Genomic DNA, 17,783 nt, shown 5'->3' with positions numbered 1-17,783 from the left:
AGTAAATTTAATTTTAATACATTCTCAGAAGGATTTATATGGAAAAAATATGCCACCAATTTAATTGTGGATGCTTTTACAATCAATGAAAGAAAAAAGCACTGTAATATACAGTTAATAATTATCGAAAATAAACACTAGTGTTATCGCCATCTATGATAGCTAAATTCTTGCCTCAACCTAACTTTTAGTTTTTAATGAGTGAGTACATGTCTAATGTAGTTTAAATATAGTGAAAAATCGCTAATTTTTTATAAAGCAATTCTTTAAGACTTTATTTTTTTTCTAAAACGTGTAAAATAAATAGCGTATCAGTATGCAAGAACATACTTTCGTAAAAACGTTGATTATATAAAAATATGAGAAGAGGTTTTGTTATGATTTTTAAAAAGGGCGAACTATTTAATGGACCCGGCGGCCTCAGTCTTGGCGCTAAATTGGCTGGATTTACACATCCTGAAACAGGCAAAGAATGGCGTATAGAGCATGTTTGGGCAAATGACTATGATCCAAATGCGTGTAGCACATTTCGTTACAATATTTGCGGTGATTTAGAAGATCAATCTGTCTTTTGCGGACCAGTACAGCAGCTTCCTATTGGCGATAAAACAGTTCTAGAGGAAATAGATTGTTTCGCGTTTGGATTCCCATGCAATGATTATAGCAATGTTGGTGAAAAGCAGGGATTAAACGGTACATACGGTCCTCTTTATTCATACGGGGTAAAAGTGCTGGAAGAATACCAGCCGAAATTCTTTGTAGCAGAGAATGTTGGTGGACTCCAAAGCGCTAACGAAGGAAAAGCATTCATCAAAATCTTAACAGAGCTTGAGGAGTGCGGATACAAATTAACACCTCACTTGTACAAATTTGAAGAATACGGTGTCCCACAGGCACGGCATCGTATTATCATTGTTGGTATCAGAAATGACTGGGCTGCAAAAGGTGTAGAGTTCAGAGTACCGGCACCAACTACACTAGCCTCTACAGACTATGTTACTTCTAAGCAGGCAATTACTGAGCCGCCGATTCCTGAAGATGCACCAAATCATGAAATACCTAAACACACTAAGAAGGTACAGGAAATGCTGAGCTACATTCCGCCCGGTGAAAATGCCTGGTATGCTGGAATTCCAGAAGACCTTCAGCTTAATGTAAAAGGAGCACGCCTAAGTTCAATTTACAAGCGTCTTGACCCGGATCGGCCGGCTTATACAGTGACTGGCAGCGGCGGCGGCGGAACTCATATGTATCATTGGAAAGAGCTTCGTGCGCTTACAAATCGGGAACGTGCCCGCCTGCAGACATTTCCAGATGACTTTGTATTTCAGGGAAGCAAAGAAGCAGTAAGAAAGCAAATTGGCATGGCAGTACCAGTTAAGGGAGCAAAGATTGTATTTGAAGCCATTTTGAAATCATTCGCTAAGATAGATTATGAATGGATAGAGCCTGCGAAAAAGTTACAGCTTGAAAATTTACGCGGACAGAGAAAGGTAACAATTGATGAAGTGAAGAATTCACAAGATAAACCGGTTGAAAAATTAGATAATCAAACAGAACTGAATATATAACAAAAAAAAGACGGCGCCGCTATTAAGGTTCCGTCTTTTGAGCTTGCCTTATAAACGCTTCAATTTCGCCGACTGCTTTATCGAAATTTCCCTTAAATTCATGCTCCCAGACCCGCTTATAATTCCATCCGCGTACCTTATAATAATCCCTTACCTCTTCATCTCGTTTCCTGTTCCGTTTGAGCTTTTTATCCCAGTATTCCTGATTGCTTTTTGGACGATTTCCATGTATCTCGCAGCCATGCCAAAAACACGAATCGATAAAAATGACAACCTTATATTTTTTTATGGAGATATCCGGTTTACCAAAAAGAGTCCGATCGTTTTTACGAAAACGTATACCTCTGCGCCAAATTTCTTTAGAAATTCGATTTTCTAATTTTGACTGAGAACGGATTGCCTGCATATTTTTCCGACGCTGCTTCGGAGTTAAGTTATCTGTCACTCTAAAACCTCTTTTATATTGGAGTTAAAGTTTAAACCATTCACTCAAATTAAAAATAATACCTGTTTTTAATATTATTGAAGATAACAAAAACCCCTATATTTCAAGGGGTTTTCGAGGGTGTTTACATCATTCCGCCCATACCGCCCATGCCGCCCATGTCTGGCATTCCGCCGCCTGAGCCGCCTTCTTCTGGTTTGTCAGCAACGACTGCTTCAGTTGTTAGAAGCATTGCTGCCACAGAAGCTGCGTTTTGAAGTGCAGAGCGAGTTACTTTTGTTGGGTCAACGATTCCTTTTTCGATCATGTTTACCCATTCGTTTGTTGCTGCGTTGAAGCCTACGCCAATTTCTTCGTTTTTCAAGCGCTCAACGATGACAGATCCTTCAAGACCTGCGTTGTGAGCGATTTGGCGGATTGGCTCTTCAAGAGAACGTAGAACGATGTTCACGCCTGTTTGAACGTCACCATCAGCTTCAATTGAAGCGACTTTTTTGTATACATTCACAAGTGCTGTACCACCACCGGATACGATGCCTTCTTCAACTGCTGCACGAGTTGAGTTGAGTGCATCCTCGATGCGTAGCTTACGCTCTTTTAGCTCTGTTTCCGTTGCAGCACCAACTTTGATGACAGCGACGCCGCCAGCTAGTTTTGCAAGACGTTCTTGTAATTTTTCTTTATCGAATTCAGAAGTTGTTTCTTCAACTTGCGCACGGATTTGGTTTACACGAGCTGCGATTTGAGCAGAATCTCCTGAGCCTTCTACGATTGTTGTGTTTTCTTTTGTCACAACGACTTTAGACGCGCGGCCAAGCTGACCAATTTCAGTTGATTTCAGGTCAAGTCCTAGGTCTTCTGTGATTAATTCTCCGCCAGTTAGAACAGAGATGTCTTCAAGCATTGCTTTACGACGATCACCGAATCCAGGTGCTTTTACTGCCACTGCGTTGAATGTACCACGAAGTTTGTTCACAACAAGTGTTGCAAGTGCTTCGCCTTCTACATCTTCAGCAATGATCAATAATGGTTTTCCTTGTTGTACCACTTGCTCAAGTACAGGAAGGATTTCTTGAATGTTCGTGATCTTTTTGTCTGTGATTAAGATGTAAGGATTTTCAAGAACGGCTTCCATCTTATCAGAATCCGTCACCATGTATGGTGAAGCGTAACCGCGGTCAAATTGCATCCCTTCAACCACTTCAAGCTCAGTCGTGAAACCTTTAGACTCTTCGATTGTAATAACACCGTCATTACCTACACGCTCCATTGCCTCAGCAATCAAGCTTCCTACTTCTTCATCTGCTGCAGAAATGGACGCAACTTGAGCAATTGATTCTTTGCCTTCGATTGGTTTAGAAATCTCGTGCAAGCCTTCAAGTGCTACTTTCACTGCTTCTTCGATCCCTTTACGAACGCCAACAGGGTTTGCACCAGCTGTTACGTTTTTCAGACCTTCACGAATCATTGCTTGAGCTAGAACCGTTGCCGTTGTTGTACCGTCACCAGCTACGTCGTTTGTTTTGCTTGCGACTTCAGCCACAAGTTTTGCACCCATGTTTTCAAATGCATCTTCTAATTCGATTTCTTTTGCAATCGTTACACCATCATTTGTGATAAGTGGAGAACCGAATTTTTTCTCAAGAACCACGTTACGTCCTTTAGGTCCTAAAGTTACTTTTACAGCATCTGCAAGTGCATCTACACCACGTAACATCGCACGGCGTGCTTCTTCACTGAACTTAATATCTTTTGCCATAATAACAAAACCTCCTCAGTCTTTTTAGAAATGTATCTCAATATTTTATATGTGATTAACCAATAACAGCTAAAATGTCGCTCTCACGAAGGATTAAATATTCTTTGCCTTCATATTTCACTTCAGTGCCTGCATATTTTGAGAAGATAATGCGGTCGCCTGTATTGACTTCTAACGCAACGCGCTCACCACTTTCAAGTACACGACCTGAACCTGCTGCAACAATTTTACCTTCTTGTGGTTTTTCTTTTGCAGAATCCGGTAAGACAATACCGCTAGCGGTTTTTTCCTCAGATTCAACGAGTTCAATGATTACGCGATCGCCTAATGGCTTTAACATAAGAAACAACCTCCTCAATTTTTATATGTAGTCTTTTTTAGCACTCATCACTAGCGAGTGCTAACACATTTATTATAATAAAGAATGTCTTCTGCAATTTCAAGTAAAAACCTTTAAAAATTTTTGCGCTTTCACGATCTTTTTCCATCACTGATTCTTTCCTTTTCAACGAAAAAGAAGACTTGTGTTACAATAAATCTAGTTCTTTTAGTAAAGGGGTTTTCGTTACTTGAAAAAACAATATTGGTACATCATCTTAACGTATATATTGGTACAGGTTTCTGCTATTCCTTATGTGCTCATCATGAAATGGTTGGGATTCATTAAGACACCAATGACACAAGCGGAGCTCTCACAATTGTCGGGAACTTGGACAATCATCAGCTTCTGTATTGGATTGATCATTATTTTGCTCATCCTGCGGACAGTACCAAAAGCTTCACTACGAAATGAAGCACCGGTTTCAGCCGGGTCTGCCATCGCTTGGATCATTGGCGGTTTCTTTCTCTCCCTCTTTGCGCAATCGATTGCAGGAGTGATTGAGCAGTATGCATTTGGCATTGGCCGTGAGTCAGAAAATACACAAGCGATTTTATCTATTATGGATGCCGTTCCTTGGCTTGTGATCGTCATCGCCCTGATTGGACCTATCTTAGAGGAAATCATTTTCCGAAAAATCATTTTTGGGGTGATCTACGAAAAGACGAATTTTTTCATTGGGGCACTTGTTAGTTCAGTGGTTTTCGCCGCTGTACACACTGATTTTGCCCATATCTTGCTCTATACCGCGATGGGCTTTACCTTTGCCTTTTTATATGCGAAAACAAAACGAATCATTGTTCCAATCGGCGCTCATATGCTCATGAACTCGCTCGTCATTCTTGTGCAGATTGAGCCAGTGAAAAAAATGATTGAAGAACAATCTCAAACAATGCAAATGATTATTGGAGGCTTTTTCTCATGAGAAACCCTGTCGTATGGGGCATCATTTATTTTGCAGTAGGTGTGGCTTTCACCTATATGGCCATCCAAAACCCAGGTGACATGTGGTCATTTTACAGCATTTTGCTGATGGTGTTTGCGGCCTATAATATCAATATCGCGTTTAAAATGTTTGCCTTCTCTGTCAAACTAAAAAAACAACAGCAAAAATAAATCAAAAACCATTTTCCGCCGCTAGGAAAATGGTTTTTTTTATGGAGGTCGTGTCTTCATGGAACATGAAAAACTGAGAATCATGAACGAGCAGCATGAAACGATTGGAGTTGCCGCCCGTTCAGATGTCCATGCCCAAGGTCTTTGGCTTTTTGGCTTTTAAAAAAGGAATATAACACAGTCTATCTCTATTTTCAGCTAAGAAGTCCCGCAAAAAAGGATTTTCCTTCTCTCCTTGATATCACAGCAGCAGGCCACCTTCTTGCAGATGAACAGCCTTTTGATGGCATCAGAGAGGTAGAAGAAGAGCTTGGTCTCTCTATCCCTTTTGAAGACCTTACCTTTGCAGGTGTCATGCAGGATGAAATCCATATCCCTTCGTTCATCGACCGTGAGTTCTGCCACGTGCACCTTTATGAAATCAAGGGGAGTCTGTGAACGTTCAATTACAGAAAAAAGAAGTCGCTGGTCTTTACAGAACGAGATTCATCGATGCACAGCACCTTTTAACAGGTCAATGTGAAAGGATTCAGGTAGAGGGCTTTGAGATTGATGCAGCCGGAGAACGGCGTGAGGAAAGCAGAGAAGTAGATGTACACGACTTTGTCCCTCATGAGCCCGGTTATTATCAGCGCCTCTTTCACGCCATCAATCAATTTCGATCACAATAGAAAAAGCATCGTGATCACCATTTGGATCACGATGCTTTTTTATGAGACATAATGACTTTCTTTCTCCTCTGTTTGCTGCATTTTGCGATAGGTCACTCTTGAAATGACAATACTCACTTCATACAAAACGAGCATTGGCAAGGTAACCATGAGGTGAGAAACAAGCTCTGGCGGTGTAATGAGTGCGGCAATGACAAGGAGGACAAAATAGGCATACTTCCGTATTTTTGATAAAAACATCGGTGTGATGATGCCAAGTCTTGTGAGAAACATCAACACAACGGGCATCTGAAACAAAAAGCCAAATGGAAGTGTTAACTGCATCAGAAATGTAAAATACTCATGAATCCCAATCACTTGCTCTACATTTAAATCATTCGACATCCGCATCAGAAAATCGACGACAAAGGGAAACAAAATAAAATAAGAGAAAGCCACACCGCTCAAAAATAAAAGCAGTGCAATCGGAATGTAAGCAAGTGTCACCTTTCTTTCTTTTTCATATAAACCAGGGCTCACAAACGCCCATAGCTGATATAAAATCACGGGACACGTCAAAACCAAAGCAATGACAAATGCGAACTGCATAAACACGTACAGTGGATCTGTGAGCTTAAATGCGTTTAATGTCAGTGTTGCCGCTTCATCGGTATTTTGCAAATACACAATGACCGGCTTAGCGAGAAAAAAACCTGCCGCCATAAAGGCAACAAAAAACATCGCAATGATCACTAAACGTTTTCGCAGTTCCACAATATGCTCCATAAGCGGCATATCTTTGACATTCATGAAGCTCATCCTATTCTACTGATCTTCTTTTTTCTTTTTTTCTTCCTGATCATCAGCTAAACCTTTTGTGGCATTTTTAAATTCACGTAATGTATCTCCTGCTGCTCTTCCTAATTGAGGAAGCTTTTTCGGCCCAAAAATAATGAGCGCAACAATCGCAATCAGAACCAAACTTCCAGGACCGATCGGACCCATTTGCTCCACCCCCTTTACCCCTTTTCATCAGTCCTCCTGCGTAACAGAGTAATGCTTTAAGAAATACACAAGAGACTGAAGTTCAACCGCCAAATCTATATGATGAATTCGAATGTGTTCCGGCACATTCAATCGAGCCGGCGTAAAGTTAAGGATTCCTTTGATGCCAAGGGCAATCAAACGATCTGTAATGGATTGAGCTGCTACGGCAGGTACTGTCAAAATCGCAACAGGAATATCTCCTACCTCTTGAACATGCTCTTCAAGCTTATCCAAATCATAGACAGGCACGCCGCCTATCTCACTTCCTATTTTACTCTCATTGACGTCAAAAGCCATTGAAATTTTTGTATTATTATTTTTTATGAAATTATAGTGTAAAAAAGCAGTCCCTAAATTCCCGACACCGATGAGCATAACATTGGTCATTTCATCTTGGTCAAGGGTCTTTCTGAAGAAGGTCAAGAGGTAATCGACATTATAGCCATACCCTTTCTTCCCTAGTGCACCAAAATACGAAAAATCTCGGCGAATGGTGGCAGAATCCACTTTGACTGCATCACTAAGCTCTGCCGATGACACCCTTTGTTTTCCTGATGCATGCAGATTTTTTAAAAAACGGTAGTAAAGCGGCAAACGTTTGGCTGTCGCTTGTGGAATTTTTGACTGGTCTATATTCATATAAGGTCCTCCAACTTAAATATCAGATGCTCTGTGAAAATCACCGTTTTTCCCGCCTGTCTTTTCAACTAGATAGGTAGGACCGATGATCATGCCTTTATCAATCGCTTTGCACATGTCGTAAACGGTCAGTGCACATACTGAAGCAGAAGTGAGCGCTTCCATCTCAACACCCGTACTTCCTTTTGTTTTGACCTGTACTTGTATGTTCAGAATGTGCGCATTTCCGTCATCCTCCCAATCAAAGGAGATATCCACGCCTTTTAGTACAAGCGGATGACACATTGGAATGATGTTGGACGTTTGCTTTGCTGCCATGATGCCAGCAACCTGTGCGACAGACAGCACATCCCCTTTTCCAATTTCACGTTGTTGTATTTTATGAAACACTTCTTTTATCATACGAACGCTTGAAGCAGCAACGGCGGTTCTCACTGTAGACGATTTGTTACTAATGTCGACCATCTTTGCTCTTCCTTGTTCGTTAAAGTGGCTAAATTGACTCATCTTTCAACGCTCCCTCACTCAAATCATACACTATTTTTTCCTATCTGTCTTTCATTTGACCATTGCGATTGTATGTAAGATTTGCCGGTTTACTGCTGATAAGCTACACTTAACATATTATAGCAGAGGTGAAGTTACATGATGATTCTACAAGTGAATCAGCTGTCCAAATCGTTTGGCGCTGATACCGTTTTAACGAATATAAAATTGGAAGTCAAAGCAAAGGATCGTATTGCCATTGTTGGTCGTAACGGCGCAGGCAAATCCACGCTTTTAAAAATTATTGCCGGTCAAATGTCTTACGAGCAAGGTGAGATCATCAAACCGAAAGACCTATCAATCGGCTATTTAGCACAGCACACCGATGTGACGTCTACACGTACGTTAAAAGACGAATTATTATCGGTTTTTGATCATTTAAAAGAAATGGAACAAGAGATGAGAACCATTGAGGAAAAAATGGCTTCTTCCACAGGTTCAGAGCTGGATTCCCTGATGAAAACCTATGACAGGCTGCAGCAGGAATTTAAGGATCAAGGCGGCTATCAATATGAAGCAGATGTCCGCTCCATTCTTCATGGGCTCGGATTTAGTCATTTTGAAGATGACTCAACCGTCCAATCCTTAAGCGGCGGTCAGAAAACCCGTCTAGCGCTTGGAAAGCTATTATTAATGAAACCAGAACTCTTAATTCTGGACGAGCCGACCAACCATTTAGATATTGATACCTTATCATGGCTTGAGCAGTATTTGCAAAATTATACAGGAGCTATTCTCATCGTTTCCCATGACCGCTATTTCTTAGACAAAGTCGTCAACCATGTCTATGAAGTCTCAAGAACAGCAATGAAAAAGTTTGCAGGGAACTATAGTAAGTATCTTGAGCTGAAAGCGGAGCAGCTAGAGCGTGATATGAAGCTCTATGAAAAGCAGCAAGAAGAAATCTCAAAGCTCCAGGATTTCGTGGATCGCAACCTAGCAAGAGCCTCTACCACAAAGCGGGCTCAGAGCAGACGGAAGCAGCTGGAACGAATGGATCGTTTAGATAAGCCATTAGGTGATGAAAAATCCGCAAGCTTTCATTTTGATATTACGAGACAAAGCGGCAATGATGTGCTGAAGGTGCATGATCTCGATATTAGCTATGATGAAAAAACGCCGCTCCTATCCTCTCTTTCTTTTCATATCAAACGCGAGGATAGTGTGGCACTCATTGGTCCTAACGGAATTGGAAAATCAACACTTTTAAAAACCTTAACGAATGCATTAACACCTGTAAAAGGCGACATCAGCTTTGGGTCTCATGTCACCATCGGCTATTATGACCAAGAACAAGCCAAACTGACATCCTCCAAGAAAGTGCTAAATGAGCTTTGGGATGATTATCCTCATATGAATGAAAAAGAAATCCGGACATGTTTAGGCAACTTCCTTTTCTCCGGTGATGATGTCTTAAAGCCCGTTCATGCACTAAGTGGTGGAGAAAAAGCGCGTCTTGCGCTGGCGAAGCTGATGCTGCAAAAAGCCAATTTCCTCATTCTCGATGAACCGACTAACCACCTTGACTTAGATAGTAAGGAAATTTTAGAGAATGCGCTGATTGATTATCCAGGAACCATCTTATTTGTCTCTCATGACCGGTATTTTATCAACCGTCTGGCAACAAAAGTGTTCGAGCTGTCGCGAGCAGAAACAAAAGAATATCTTGGTGACTATGACTACTACCTTGAAAAGAAAAACGAACAATTAGAGCTTGAAGCGCTCAAAGATCACGAGCCGTCTAAAAAGCACGCAGAAAAACCAGTAGAAACAACCAAGCTTTCCTATGCTGAAGAAAAAGAACTGAAAAAGAAAGAAAGACAAAAACAGCGCAGAATCGAAGAAATTGAAGAGCGGATCGCCGTCATTGAAGAGAAGCTTGGTGAAAATGAACAGCTTTTATGTGATCCTGCTATTTTCCAAGATCACGAGAAGGTCCAAGCCATTCAAACAGAAAATGATGCGCTTAATCAAGAGCTCGAATCACTTTTTGCAGAGTGGGAAGACCTATCAGAATCTTAAAGGGTGCCCTAACGGGTGCTCTTTTTCTTTCAGTGATAATTTATTATCCACAATGATACCCACAATAACTTCTTGATTATTATTAAACACTTCGGACTTATCCACTTTATCCACAGAGTTTTAATCACATATCCACAGAAAAGATCCTATTTGTACACATTCTCTTCATTTTAAAACGAAATTTTCTAATAATTGTGGATATATCACGTTTACATGTGAATAAATCGCTTTCATTTCAAATGAAAAAACCCCTGTATATCCACAGGAGTCTTCATTCATATGAGACAAGCGGTAATCCAGGCTGACCGTTCATTGCCATATCGCCTCTTATTCCTTTTTCAAACGCAATGGTACCCGCAGCAGCAATCATGGCTGCATTATCTGTACAAAGAGACAATGGCGGTATGGTGACACTCACTTCAGGCAGCTTCGTAAATGCTGACGTTAAAGCTTCTCTCAATCCTTTATTGGCAGCGACTCCCCCAGCTAAAACAACCTGCTTCACACCATATGCCTCAGCCGCTTTTAATGTCTTTCCAACAAGCACCTCAATGACGCTTTCTTGAAAACTTGCCGCCAAATTCTCTGGAGCAATCGTTTCTCCCTTTTGGGATGCATTGTGTAATGTGTTGATCACAGCTGATTTTAAACCACTGAAACTAAAATGATAAGAGCCTTCTTCAAGCCATGCTCGAGGAAGCTTGACCATCGGCTCTCCTTCATGTGCTAATCGATCAATGTGAGGCCCGCCTGGATAAGGAAGACCCATCGTCCGAGCCACTTTGTCATACGCTTCTCCAGCCGCATCATCTAATGTTTCACCGATGACTTCAAAGGCCCCATGCTCTTTCATTAGAACAAGCTCAGTATGCCCGCCAGAGACGACAAGAGCTAAACAAGGAAACAGCAATTCACCAACGAGCTGATTCGCATAAATATGTCCAGCAATATGATGAACACCAACGAGAGGAATTTGATGAGCAAAGCTCAGTGCCTTGGCTGCATTGACGCCGATCAGAAGTGCACCGACTAAGCCCGGTCCTTCTGTGACAGCAATGGCATCTAAATCCTTAAAGCTCATGTTGGCCTGTGCCATCACTTCTTCTAATACGATGGTCACTTGCTCCACGTGATGCCTTGATGCGATTTCTGGCACAACACCGCCAAATCGTTTATGACTTTCTATTTGTGAGGCAACAACATTCGCTACAATTTCTTTCCCATTTTTCACAATGGACGCAGCTGTTTCGTCACAGCTTGTTTCTATACCTAATATGAATCGATCTTTTTGTTCACTCATTTATATTCACCCACATGACTAATGCATCTTCCCCATTATCTGTATAATAGTTCTTTCGAATAGAAGCTGGTCGGAAACCAAGCTTTTCATAAAGGGATTGTGCTGGGGTATTCGATACCCGCACCTCTAATGAAAGATGATCTGTCTTTTTTTCTTTGCAAAATTCCATGACATATCGAAGCAATGCTTCCCCGTAGCCTTTTCCTCTATGCTCAGGGAGAATCGCAATATTCGTAATTTGTGCATCGTCCATGACAATCCAGACTCCGCAATACCCAACAGGCTGCTTATCTTCTTCAATGAGGAAATAATGGCTGTATTGGTTATGGAGAATCTCATAGACAAACGATTCTTTTTTCCATGGTGCTGTAAACGCATGCACTTCAATCGTATACACCTCTGGAATGTCCTCTACTGTCATTCTTCGAATCTCTGCTGTGTTGAGATTATTTTTGTCCTTCAAGCCATTTCACTTCCGCTTCTGCCAAACGAATATAGTTAGGGACAAGCTGATGGACATCTTCAACAGGGCGATCTGCTCCTAAAAACGCAAGCACTGAAGGTCTTGGATTATGAAATGCCCCCTCTGCCAAAACAGCAGTCTCTCCTAAAATGGAGCGAATGCTCTCTTGATGAAGATGCACATCATGTCCAAGAAATAAGACAGGCTTTCCTCCATGCTTCAGCTCATGAAGCCAATCCGTGAGCAAGATATTTTGGTCTGGTTTGACCTCTTTGATCTTTCCTTCTTCAAACGTATATAGCCCAGTATAAACTTGTCCTCTTCTCGCATCAAATAGTGGCGAGATCCATCCATCAAAATATTGACCATTTGCAGCGAGTGTTTCTAAACTCGAAACAGCAGATATCGGGATAGACAGCGTCCACGCAAGTGTTTTTGCAATGGTCACACCGATTCTGACGCCAGTGTAGGAACCAGGTCCTTTTGCTACAACGATTTTGCTTAGTTCGCTTGGCGCTACACCACATTCTTTCATCAGTGCTTCAACTGTCGGCATCGCTCGGACGGAATGGTTCTTTTTTAAGTACGTGATGCTCTCGCCAATCACTGCGAAATCTCTGACAAGAGCAATTCCTAGTGTATGGTTTGACGTATCAATCGCCAGTATGGTCAAATTCTTTCATCTCCTTACAAAGGGTCTCATAGCGCTCCCCTTTTGCATAAAACGTGAGATGACGTTCTTCTTCACGTTCTGTTCTCAGCATGTCAATTTTTAAATATGATGAAGGCAATTGCGGTTCAATGAGATGTGCCCATTCAACCAAGCATACACCTTCGCCCTCAAAATATTCTTCGAGTCCGATATCTTCTTCCGCATCTTCCATGCGGTACACATCCATATGATAAAGTGGCAGTCTGCCATCGGTATATTCTTTAATAATGGTAAAGGTGGGGCTGTTGACGATACGGGTAATACCTAAGCCTTCTGCAAAACCTTTTGAAAAAGTGGTTTTGCCTGCGCCTAAATCCCCTTCTAATGTCAATACATCGCCTGGCATCACAAGTTTGGCCAAAGCACCGGCAATTCGTTTCGTCTCATCCGCACCTTTTGTCGTCCATGTTAATTTCACAGTTGGTGTCACCTCATTTCTTAAAATGATTATATCCTTTTTTCATTAACGTTGTTGATTGATCATTGTCTTTTAAAATGACGCTGGCCGCTTGATCATCTTTGACTTGTCCAATGCGTGTGATCTGAATGTCTTCTCTTTTACATTGCGTTTCAAAGCTTTTCCAATCATTCTCTGGAATCGTGCCAGTTAAAACAAAGTCCTCTCCCCCAAATAACACCCATTCAAGCCAGTCTTTGCGTAACAGAGGTAAATCTGGATGTTTTGGGAGCTTGTCAGCTTCAATCTCCATCGTCACATGGCTTGCTTCTGCTATCTCATTCAGCTCACTCGCTAATCCATCACTGACATCATTCAAGGTCACCCGCGGGAAGCTTGAGCAAATGTGTCCAGCAGCAATGTGAGGCTGAGGCATTTTGTGACGCTCAAGAAAAAAAGCAGAATTGATCGCCTTTGCAGAGTCTACCTCGTTCATTAAAAGTGATAATCCAGCAGCTGATGAACCGAGCTCACCTGTAACAAATACAATATCTCCTGCTTGAGCACTGTGGCGGTAACAAGCTTTTCCCTTTGGAACCTCACCAATGACCGTCACCGTAATGACAAAGTCACTGCGGATGGCTACCGTATCCCCACCGATCAAATCCATTTGATATGTGTCAGCCAAAGCTTTCATTCCCTCGTAAAGAGCAGTGACGATTGTCTCATCACCATGAGGCGGGATCGCAATCGATACAAGATAGTACTTTGGTGTTCCTCCCATTGCGGCGATATCACTGACATTGACTGCCAGCGCTTTAAAGCCAACCTCAAAGGGCGTGGAAAAATCAAAACGAAAATGAACATGCTCCACCATTGTATCAACACAAACGACCTCTTCACAATGTGAATGAGGTTGATAAACACTTGCATCATCACCGATCCCCATGACCAAGGAACATTGATGTGTTTCTTTTGGTGTAATCCGGCGAATAAGATCAAATTCATCCATAAAAAAGACAGCCCCTTCATGCAATCAATTAATTGAGTAGACATGATGTCAGACACAGTTAGTATTAGTGTAGCGAATATGAGCCTCAGTTCCAACTAAAAATGATATAAAGAAAGCCTGGTATGAAAAAACCAGGCTGTGTTGAAGTCATCTATCTTTTCTTTTCACATATAGTGTAGCCAAATGCAAGCTGTTTCACCGCATCATGGTTACTTGTTGAAAGAAAAAGACATAAAAAAAAACGAAACTATACGTTTTCGTTTACAAGTCATAAAAAATGGCGGTCCGGACGGGACTCGAACCCGCGACCTCCTGCGTGACAGGCAGGCATTCTAACCAACTGAACTACCGGACCATTTGGGTTGCACTTAATGAGTACTCCCTATTGGTGTATAAAATAATTTGGTTGCGGGGGCAGGATTTGAACCTGCGACCTTCGGGTTATGAGCCCGACGAGCTACCGAACTGCTCCACCCCGCGACGATATAAAAATAACAAGCTTGGCGGCGTCCTACTCTCACAGGGGGAAACCCCCAACTACCATCGGCGCTGAAGAGCTTAACTTCCGTGTTCGGTATGGGAACGGGTGTGACCTCTTCGCTATCGCCACCAAACCTGATGGAGAGAATGTTCTCTCAAAACTAGATAACAACGTTCATGCTTCACATTAGAATATAGGTTAAGTCCTCGATCTATTAGTATCTGTCAGCTCCACGTGTCACCACGCTTCCACCTCAGACCTATCAACCTGATCATCTTTCAGGGATCTTACTTCCTTGCGGAATGGGAAATCTCATCTTGAGGGGGGCTTCATGCTTAGATGCTTTCAGCACTTATCCCGTCCGCACATAGCTACCCAGCGATGCCCTTGGCAGAACAACTGGTACACCAGCGGTGCGTCCATCCCGGTCCTCTCGTACTAAGGACAGCTCCTCTCAAATTTCCTGCGCCCGCGACGGATAGGGACCGAACTGTCTCACGACGTTCTGAACCCAGCTCGCGTACCGCTTTAATGGGCGAACAGCCCAACCCTTGGGACCGACTACAGCCCCAGGATGCGATGAGCCGACATCGAGGTGCCAAACCTCCCCGTCGATGTGGACTCTTGGGGGAGATAAGCCTGTTATCCCCGGGGTAGCTTTTATCCGTTGAGCGATGGCCCTTCCATGCGGAACCACCGGATCACTAAGCCCGACTTTCGTCCCTGCTCGACTTGTAGGTCTCGCAGTCAAGCTCCCTTGTGCCTTTACACTCTGCGAATGATTTCCAACCATTCTGAGGGAACCTTTGGGCGCCTCCGTTACATTTTAGGAGGCGACCGCCCCAGTCAAACTGCCCACCTGACACTGTCTCCCTGCCCGATAAGGGCAGCGGGTTAGAAGGTCAATACAGCCAGGGTAGTATCCCACCGATGCCTCCACCGAAGCTAGCGCTCCGGTTTCCAAGGCTCCTACCTATCCTGTACAAGCTGTACCAACATTCAATATCAGGCTGCAGTAAAGCTCCACGGGGTCTTTCCGTCCTGTCGCGGGTAACCTGCATCTTCACAGGTACTATAATTTCACCGAGTCTCTCGTTGAGACAGTGCCCAGATCGTTGCGCCTTTCGTGCGGGTCGGAACTTACCCGACAAGGAATTTCGCTACCTTAGGACCGTTATAGTTACGGCCGCCGTTTACTGGGGCTTCAATTCGCACCTTCGCTTACGCTAAGCGCTCCTCTTAACCTTCCAGCACCGGGCAGGCGTCAGCCCCTATACTTCGCCTTACGGCTTCGCAGAGACCTGTGTTTTTGCTAAACAGTCGCCTGGGCCTATTCACTGCGGCTTCTCGGGGCTTTAACACCCTAAGAAGCACCCCTTCTCCCGAAGTTACGGGGTCATTTTGCCGAGTTCCTTAACGAGAGTTCTCTCGATCACCTTAGGATTCTCTCCTCGCCTACCTGTGTCGGTTTGCGGTACGGGCACCTCTCACCTCGCTAGAGGCTTTTCTTGGCAGTGTGGAATCAGGAACTTCGCTACTAAATTTCGCTCGCCATCACAGCTCAGCCTTTACGGGAAACGGATTTGCCTATTTCCCAGCCTAACTGCTTGGACGCGGATATCCAATACCGCGCTTACCCTATCCTCCTGCGTCCCCCCATTGCTCAAATGGTGAGGAGGTGGTACAGGAATATCAACCTGTTGTCCATCGCCTACGCCTTTCGGCCTCGGCTTAGGTCCCGACTAACCCTGAGCGGACGAGCCTTCCTCAGGAAACCTTAGGCATTCGGTGGACGGGATTCTCACCCGTCTTTCGCTACTCATACCGGCATTCTCACTTCTAAGCGCTCCACCAGTCCTTCCGGTCTGGCTTCACAGCCCTTAGAACGCTCTCCTACCACTGTTCGTAAGAACAGTCCGCAGCTTCGGTGATACGTTTAGCCCCGGTACATTTTCGGCGCAGAGTCACTCGACCAGTGAGCTATTACGCACTCTTTAAATGGTGGCTGCTTCTAAGCCAACATCCTGGTTGTCTAAGCAACTCCACATCCTTTTCCACTTAACGTATACTTTGGGACCTTAGCTGGCGGTCTGGGCTGTTTCCCTTTCGACTACGGATCTTATCACTCGCAGTCTGACTCCCAAGGATAAGTCATCGGCATTCGGAGTTTGACTGAATTCGGTAACCCGGTAGGGGCCCCTAGTCCAATCAGTGCTCTACCTCCGAGACTCTTACCTTGAGGCTAGCCCTAAAGCTATTTCGGAGAGAACCAGCTATCTCCAGGTTCGATTGGCATTTCACCCCTACCCACACCTCATCCCCGCACTTTTCAACGTGCGTGGGTTCGGGCCTCCATTCAGTGTTACCTGAACTTCACCCTGGACATGGGTAGATCACCTGGTTTCGGGTCTACGACCACGTACTCATGCGCCCTATTCAGACTCGCTTTCGCTGCGGCTCCGCATCTTCTGCTTAACCTTGCACGGGATCGTAACTCGCCGGTTCATTCTACAAAAGGCACGCCATCACCCGTTAACGGGCTCTGACTACTTGTAGGCACACGGTTTCAGGATCTATTTCACTCCCCTTCCGGGGTGCTTTTCACCTTTCCCTCACGGTACTGGTTCACTATCGGTCACTAGGGAGTATTTAGCCTTGGGAGATGGTCCTCCCGGATTCCGACGGAATTTCACGTGTTCCGCCGTACTCAGGATCCACTCTGGAGGGAATGACATTTCAGTTACAGGGCTGTTACCTTCTCTGGCGGGCCTTTCCAGACCTCTTCGCTTATATCATTCCTTTGTAACTCCGTATAGAGTGTCCTACAACCCCAAGAGGCAAGCCTCTTGGTTTGGGCTGTTCCCGTTTCGCTCGCCGCTACTTAGGGAATCGCATTTGCTTTCTCTTCCTCCGGGTACTTAGATGTTTCAGTTCCCCGGGTATGCCTTCTCATACTCTATGTATTCAAGTATGGATACTACTCCATTACGAGCAGTGGGTTTCCCCATTCGGAAATCTCCGGATCAAAGCTTGCTTACAGCTCCCCGAAGCATATCGGTGTTCGTCCCGTCCTTCATCGGCTCCTAGTGCCAAGGCATCCACCGTGCGCCCTTTCTAACTTAACCATTTCTTACTTTAGAAAGAATCACTATGTGTGATGAACTTTGCATTGCATTCAATGTGAATGTATTACTTATTGTTATCTAGTTTTCAAAGAACAATCCTGTCTCGCTAGAGACATGTT

At 43.6% G+C, this 17,783-nt stretch carries 18 protein-coding genes, 2 tRNA genes and 2 rRNA genes; 6 read left to right on the top strand and 16 right to left on the bottom strand.

Annotated features, from left to right (window positions below; genetic code table 11):
• The first annotated feature begins 377 nt into the window (after window positions 1-377).
• Window positions 378-1,571, top strand: a complete 1,194-nt coding sequence (locus tag ACYH0L_RS03005; RefSeq protein ID WP_230031494.1) for a DNA cytosine methyltransferase — start codon at window positions 378-380, stop codon at window positions 1,569-1,571.
• Between the two features lie 22 nt (window positions 1,572-1,593).
• Here ACYH0L_RS03005 and ACYH0L_RS03000 read toward each other — a convergent pair whose 3' ends face one another.
• The 3 genes from ACYH0L_RS03000 to groES form a co-directional block, all read right to left on the bottom strand.
• Window positions 1,594-2,016 (bottom strand): very short patch repair endonuclease, encoded by a 423-nt coding sequence (locus ACYH0L_RS03000; protein ID WP_230031493.1) that lies wholly within the window; start codon window positions 2,014-2,016, stop codon window positions 1,594-1,596.
• Between the two features lie 124 nt (window positions 2,017-2,140).
• The gene (gene groL, locus ACYH0L_RS02995) at window positions 2,141-3,775 is read right to left on the bottom strand and encodes a chaperonin GroEL (RefSeq protein WP_034320371.1); all 1,635 of its coding nucleotides are present in this window, start codon (window positions 3,773-3,775) and stop codon (window positions 2,141-2,143) included.
• 55 nt (window positions 3,776-3,830) lie between these two features.
• Window positions 3,831-4,115 (bottom strand): co-chaperone GroES, encoded by a 285-nt coding sequence (groES, locus tag ACYH0L_RS02990; protein ID WP_003214120.1) that lies wholly within the window; start codon window positions 4,113-4,115, stop codon window positions 3,831-3,833.
• 229 nt (window positions 4,116-4,344) lie between these two features.
• On the opposite strand from groES, the gene ACYH0L_RS02985 reads away from it, so the two are divergent.
• The 4 genes from ACYH0L_RS02985 (at window position 4,345) to ACYH0L_RS02970 (ending at window position 5,941) form a co-directional block, all read left to right on the top strand.
• Entirely contained in the window at window positions 4,345-5,079 is a 735-nt protein-coding gene (locus ACYH0L_RS02985; RefSeq protein ID WP_099727423.1) for a CPBP family intramembrane glutamic endopeptidase, read from the top strand.
• Window positions 5,076-5,270, top strand: coding sequence for a YdiK family protein (locus tag ACYH0L_RS02980; protein WP_034320377.1), 195 nt, complete (start codon window positions 5,076-5,078; stop codon window positions 5,268-5,270). The genes ACYH0L_RS02985 and ACYH0L_RS02980 overlap by 4 nt, the downstream gene beginning before the upstream one ends.
• A gap of 144 nt (window positions 5,271-5,414) precedes the next feature.
• Window positions 5,415-5,708 (top strand): NUDIX hydrolase, encoded by a 294-nt coding sequence (locus ACYH0L_RS02975; RefSeq protein WP_482354335.1) that lies wholly within the window; start codon window positions 5,415-5,417, stop codon window positions 5,706-5,708.
• The gene (locus ACYH0L_RS02970; RefSeq protein ID WP_230031491.1) at window positions 5,705-5,941 is read left to right on the top strand and encodes a hypothetical protein; all 237 of its coding nucleotides are present in this window, start codon (window positions 5,705-5,707) and stop codon (window positions 5,939-5,941) included. Before ACYH0L_RS02975 ends, ACYH0L_RS02970 begins: the two co-directional genes overlap by 4 nt.
• Before the next feature lie 39 nt (window positions 5,942-5,980).
• Here the strand turns inward: ACYH0L_RS02970 and tatC are convergent, their stop codons facing one another.
• Genes tatC through moaC form a run of 4 tightly spaced genes read right to left on the bottom strand, consistent with a single transcriptional unit; the run spans window position 5,981 to window position 8,113 of the window.
• On the bottom strand, window positions 5,981-6,730 hold the full coding sequence (gene tatC, locus ACYH0L_RS02965; protein WP_370461141.1) for a twin-arginine translocase subunit TatC: 750 nt from the start codon (window positions 6,728-6,730) through the stop codon (window positions 5,981-5,983).
• A 15-nt stretch (window positions 6,731-6,745) separates the two neighbouring features.
• Entirely contained in the window at window positions 6,746-6,925 is a 180-nt protein-coding gene (locus ACYH0L_RS02960) for a twin-arginine translocase TatA/TatE family subunit (RefSeq protein WP_099727425.1), read from the bottom strand.
• 27 nt (window positions 6,926-6,952) lie between these two features.
• The gene (locus ACYH0L_RS02955; protein WP_008355687.1) at window positions 6,953-7,606 is read right to left on the bottom strand and encodes a redox-sensing transcriptional repressor Rex; all 654 of its coding nucleotides are present in this window, start codon (window positions 7,604-7,606) and stop codon (window positions 6,953-6,955) included.
• Between the two features lie 15 nt (window positions 7,607-7,621).
• Window positions 7,622-8,113 (bottom strand): cyclic pyranopterin monophosphate synthase MoaC, encoded by a 492-nt coding sequence (gene moaC, locus ACYH0L_RS02950; protein ID WP_230031490.1) that lies wholly within the window; start codon window positions 8,111-8,113, stop codon window positions 7,622-7,624.
• A 138-nt stretch (window positions 8,114-8,251) separates the two neighbouring features.
• Here moaC and ACYH0L_RS02945 point away from each other — a divergent pair, with 138 nt between their 5' ends.
• Complete coding sequence (locus tag ACYH0L_RS02945; RefSeq protein WP_099727427.1) at window positions 8,252-10,174, top strand: ABC-F family ATP-binding cassette domain-containing protein; 1,923 nt, start codon at window positions 8,252-8,254, stop codon at window positions 10,172-10,174.
• Window positions 10,175-10,445: 271 nt separating this feature from the next.
• Here the strand turns inward: ACYH0L_RS02945 and tsaD are convergent, their stop codons facing one another.
• From tsaD to ACYH0L_RS02900, 9 genes are all read right to left on the bottom strand, one after another.
• On the bottom strand, window positions 10,446-11,474 hold the full coding sequence (gene tsaD / locus ACYH0L_RS02940) for a tRNA (adenosine(37)-N6)-threonylcarbamoyltransferase complex transferase subunit TsaD (RefSeq protein WP_256499341.1): 1,029 nt from the start codon (window positions 11,472-11,474) through the stop codon (window positions 10,446-10,448).
• Entirely contained in the window at window positions 11,467-11,895 is a 429-nt protein-coding gene (rimI, locus tag ACYH0L_RS02935) for a ribosomal protein S18-alanine N-acetyltransferase (protein WP_099727437.1), read from the bottom strand. Before rimI ends, tsaD begins: the two co-directional genes overlap by 8 nt.
• 25 nt (window positions 11,896-11,920) lie before the next feature.
• The gene (gene tsaB, locus ACYH0L_RS02930) at window positions 11,921-12,610 is read right to left on the bottom strand and encodes a tRNA (adenosine(37)-N6)-threonylcarbamoyltransferase complex dimerization subunit type 1 TsaB (protein WP_099727429.1); all 690 of its coding nucleotides are present in this window, start codon (window positions 12,608-12,610) and stop codon (window positions 11,921-11,923) included.
• A complete protein-coding gene (gene tsaE, locus ACYH0L_RS02925) occupies window positions 12,591-13,067 on the bottom strand; it encodes a tRNA (adenosine(37)-N6)-threonylcarbamoyltransferase complex ATPase subunit type 1 TsaE (protein WP_256499340.1) in 477 nt (158 codons plus the stop codon). The genes tsaB and tsaE overlap by 20 nt, the downstream gene beginning before the upstream one ends.
• Window positions 13,068-13,080: 13 nt before the next feature.
• A complete protein-coding gene (gene thiL / locus ACYH0L_RS02920) occupies window positions 13,081-14,058 on the bottom strand; it encodes a thiamine-phosphate kinase (protein ID WP_230031488.1) in 978 nt (325 codons plus the stop codon).
• A 278-nt stretch (window positions 14,059-14,336) separates the two neighbouring features.
• Window positions 14,337-14,413, bottom strand: a tRNA-Asp gene (locus ACYH0L_RS02915).
• Between the two features lie 48 nt (window positions 14,414-14,461).
• A tRNA-Met gene (locus ACYH0L_RS02910) sits at window positions 14,462-14,538 on the bottom strand.
• An 18-nt stretch (window positions 14,539-14,556) separates the two neighbouring features.
• Window positions 14,557-14,672, bottom strand: a 5S ribosomal RNA gene (gene rrf, locus ACYH0L_RS02905).
• Between the two features lie 61 nt (window positions 14,673-14,733).
• Window positions 14,734-17,664 (bottom strand): 23S ribosomal RNA (locus ACYH0L_RS02900).
• Between the last annotated feature and the right edge of the window lie 119 nt (window positions 17,665-17,783).

This window comes from Bacillus sp. MC1252, assembly GCF_056838025.1.
The sequence above is the reverse complement of the archived record's forward strand: the minus strand, read 5'-3'. Positions and strand labels throughout refer to the sequence as shown.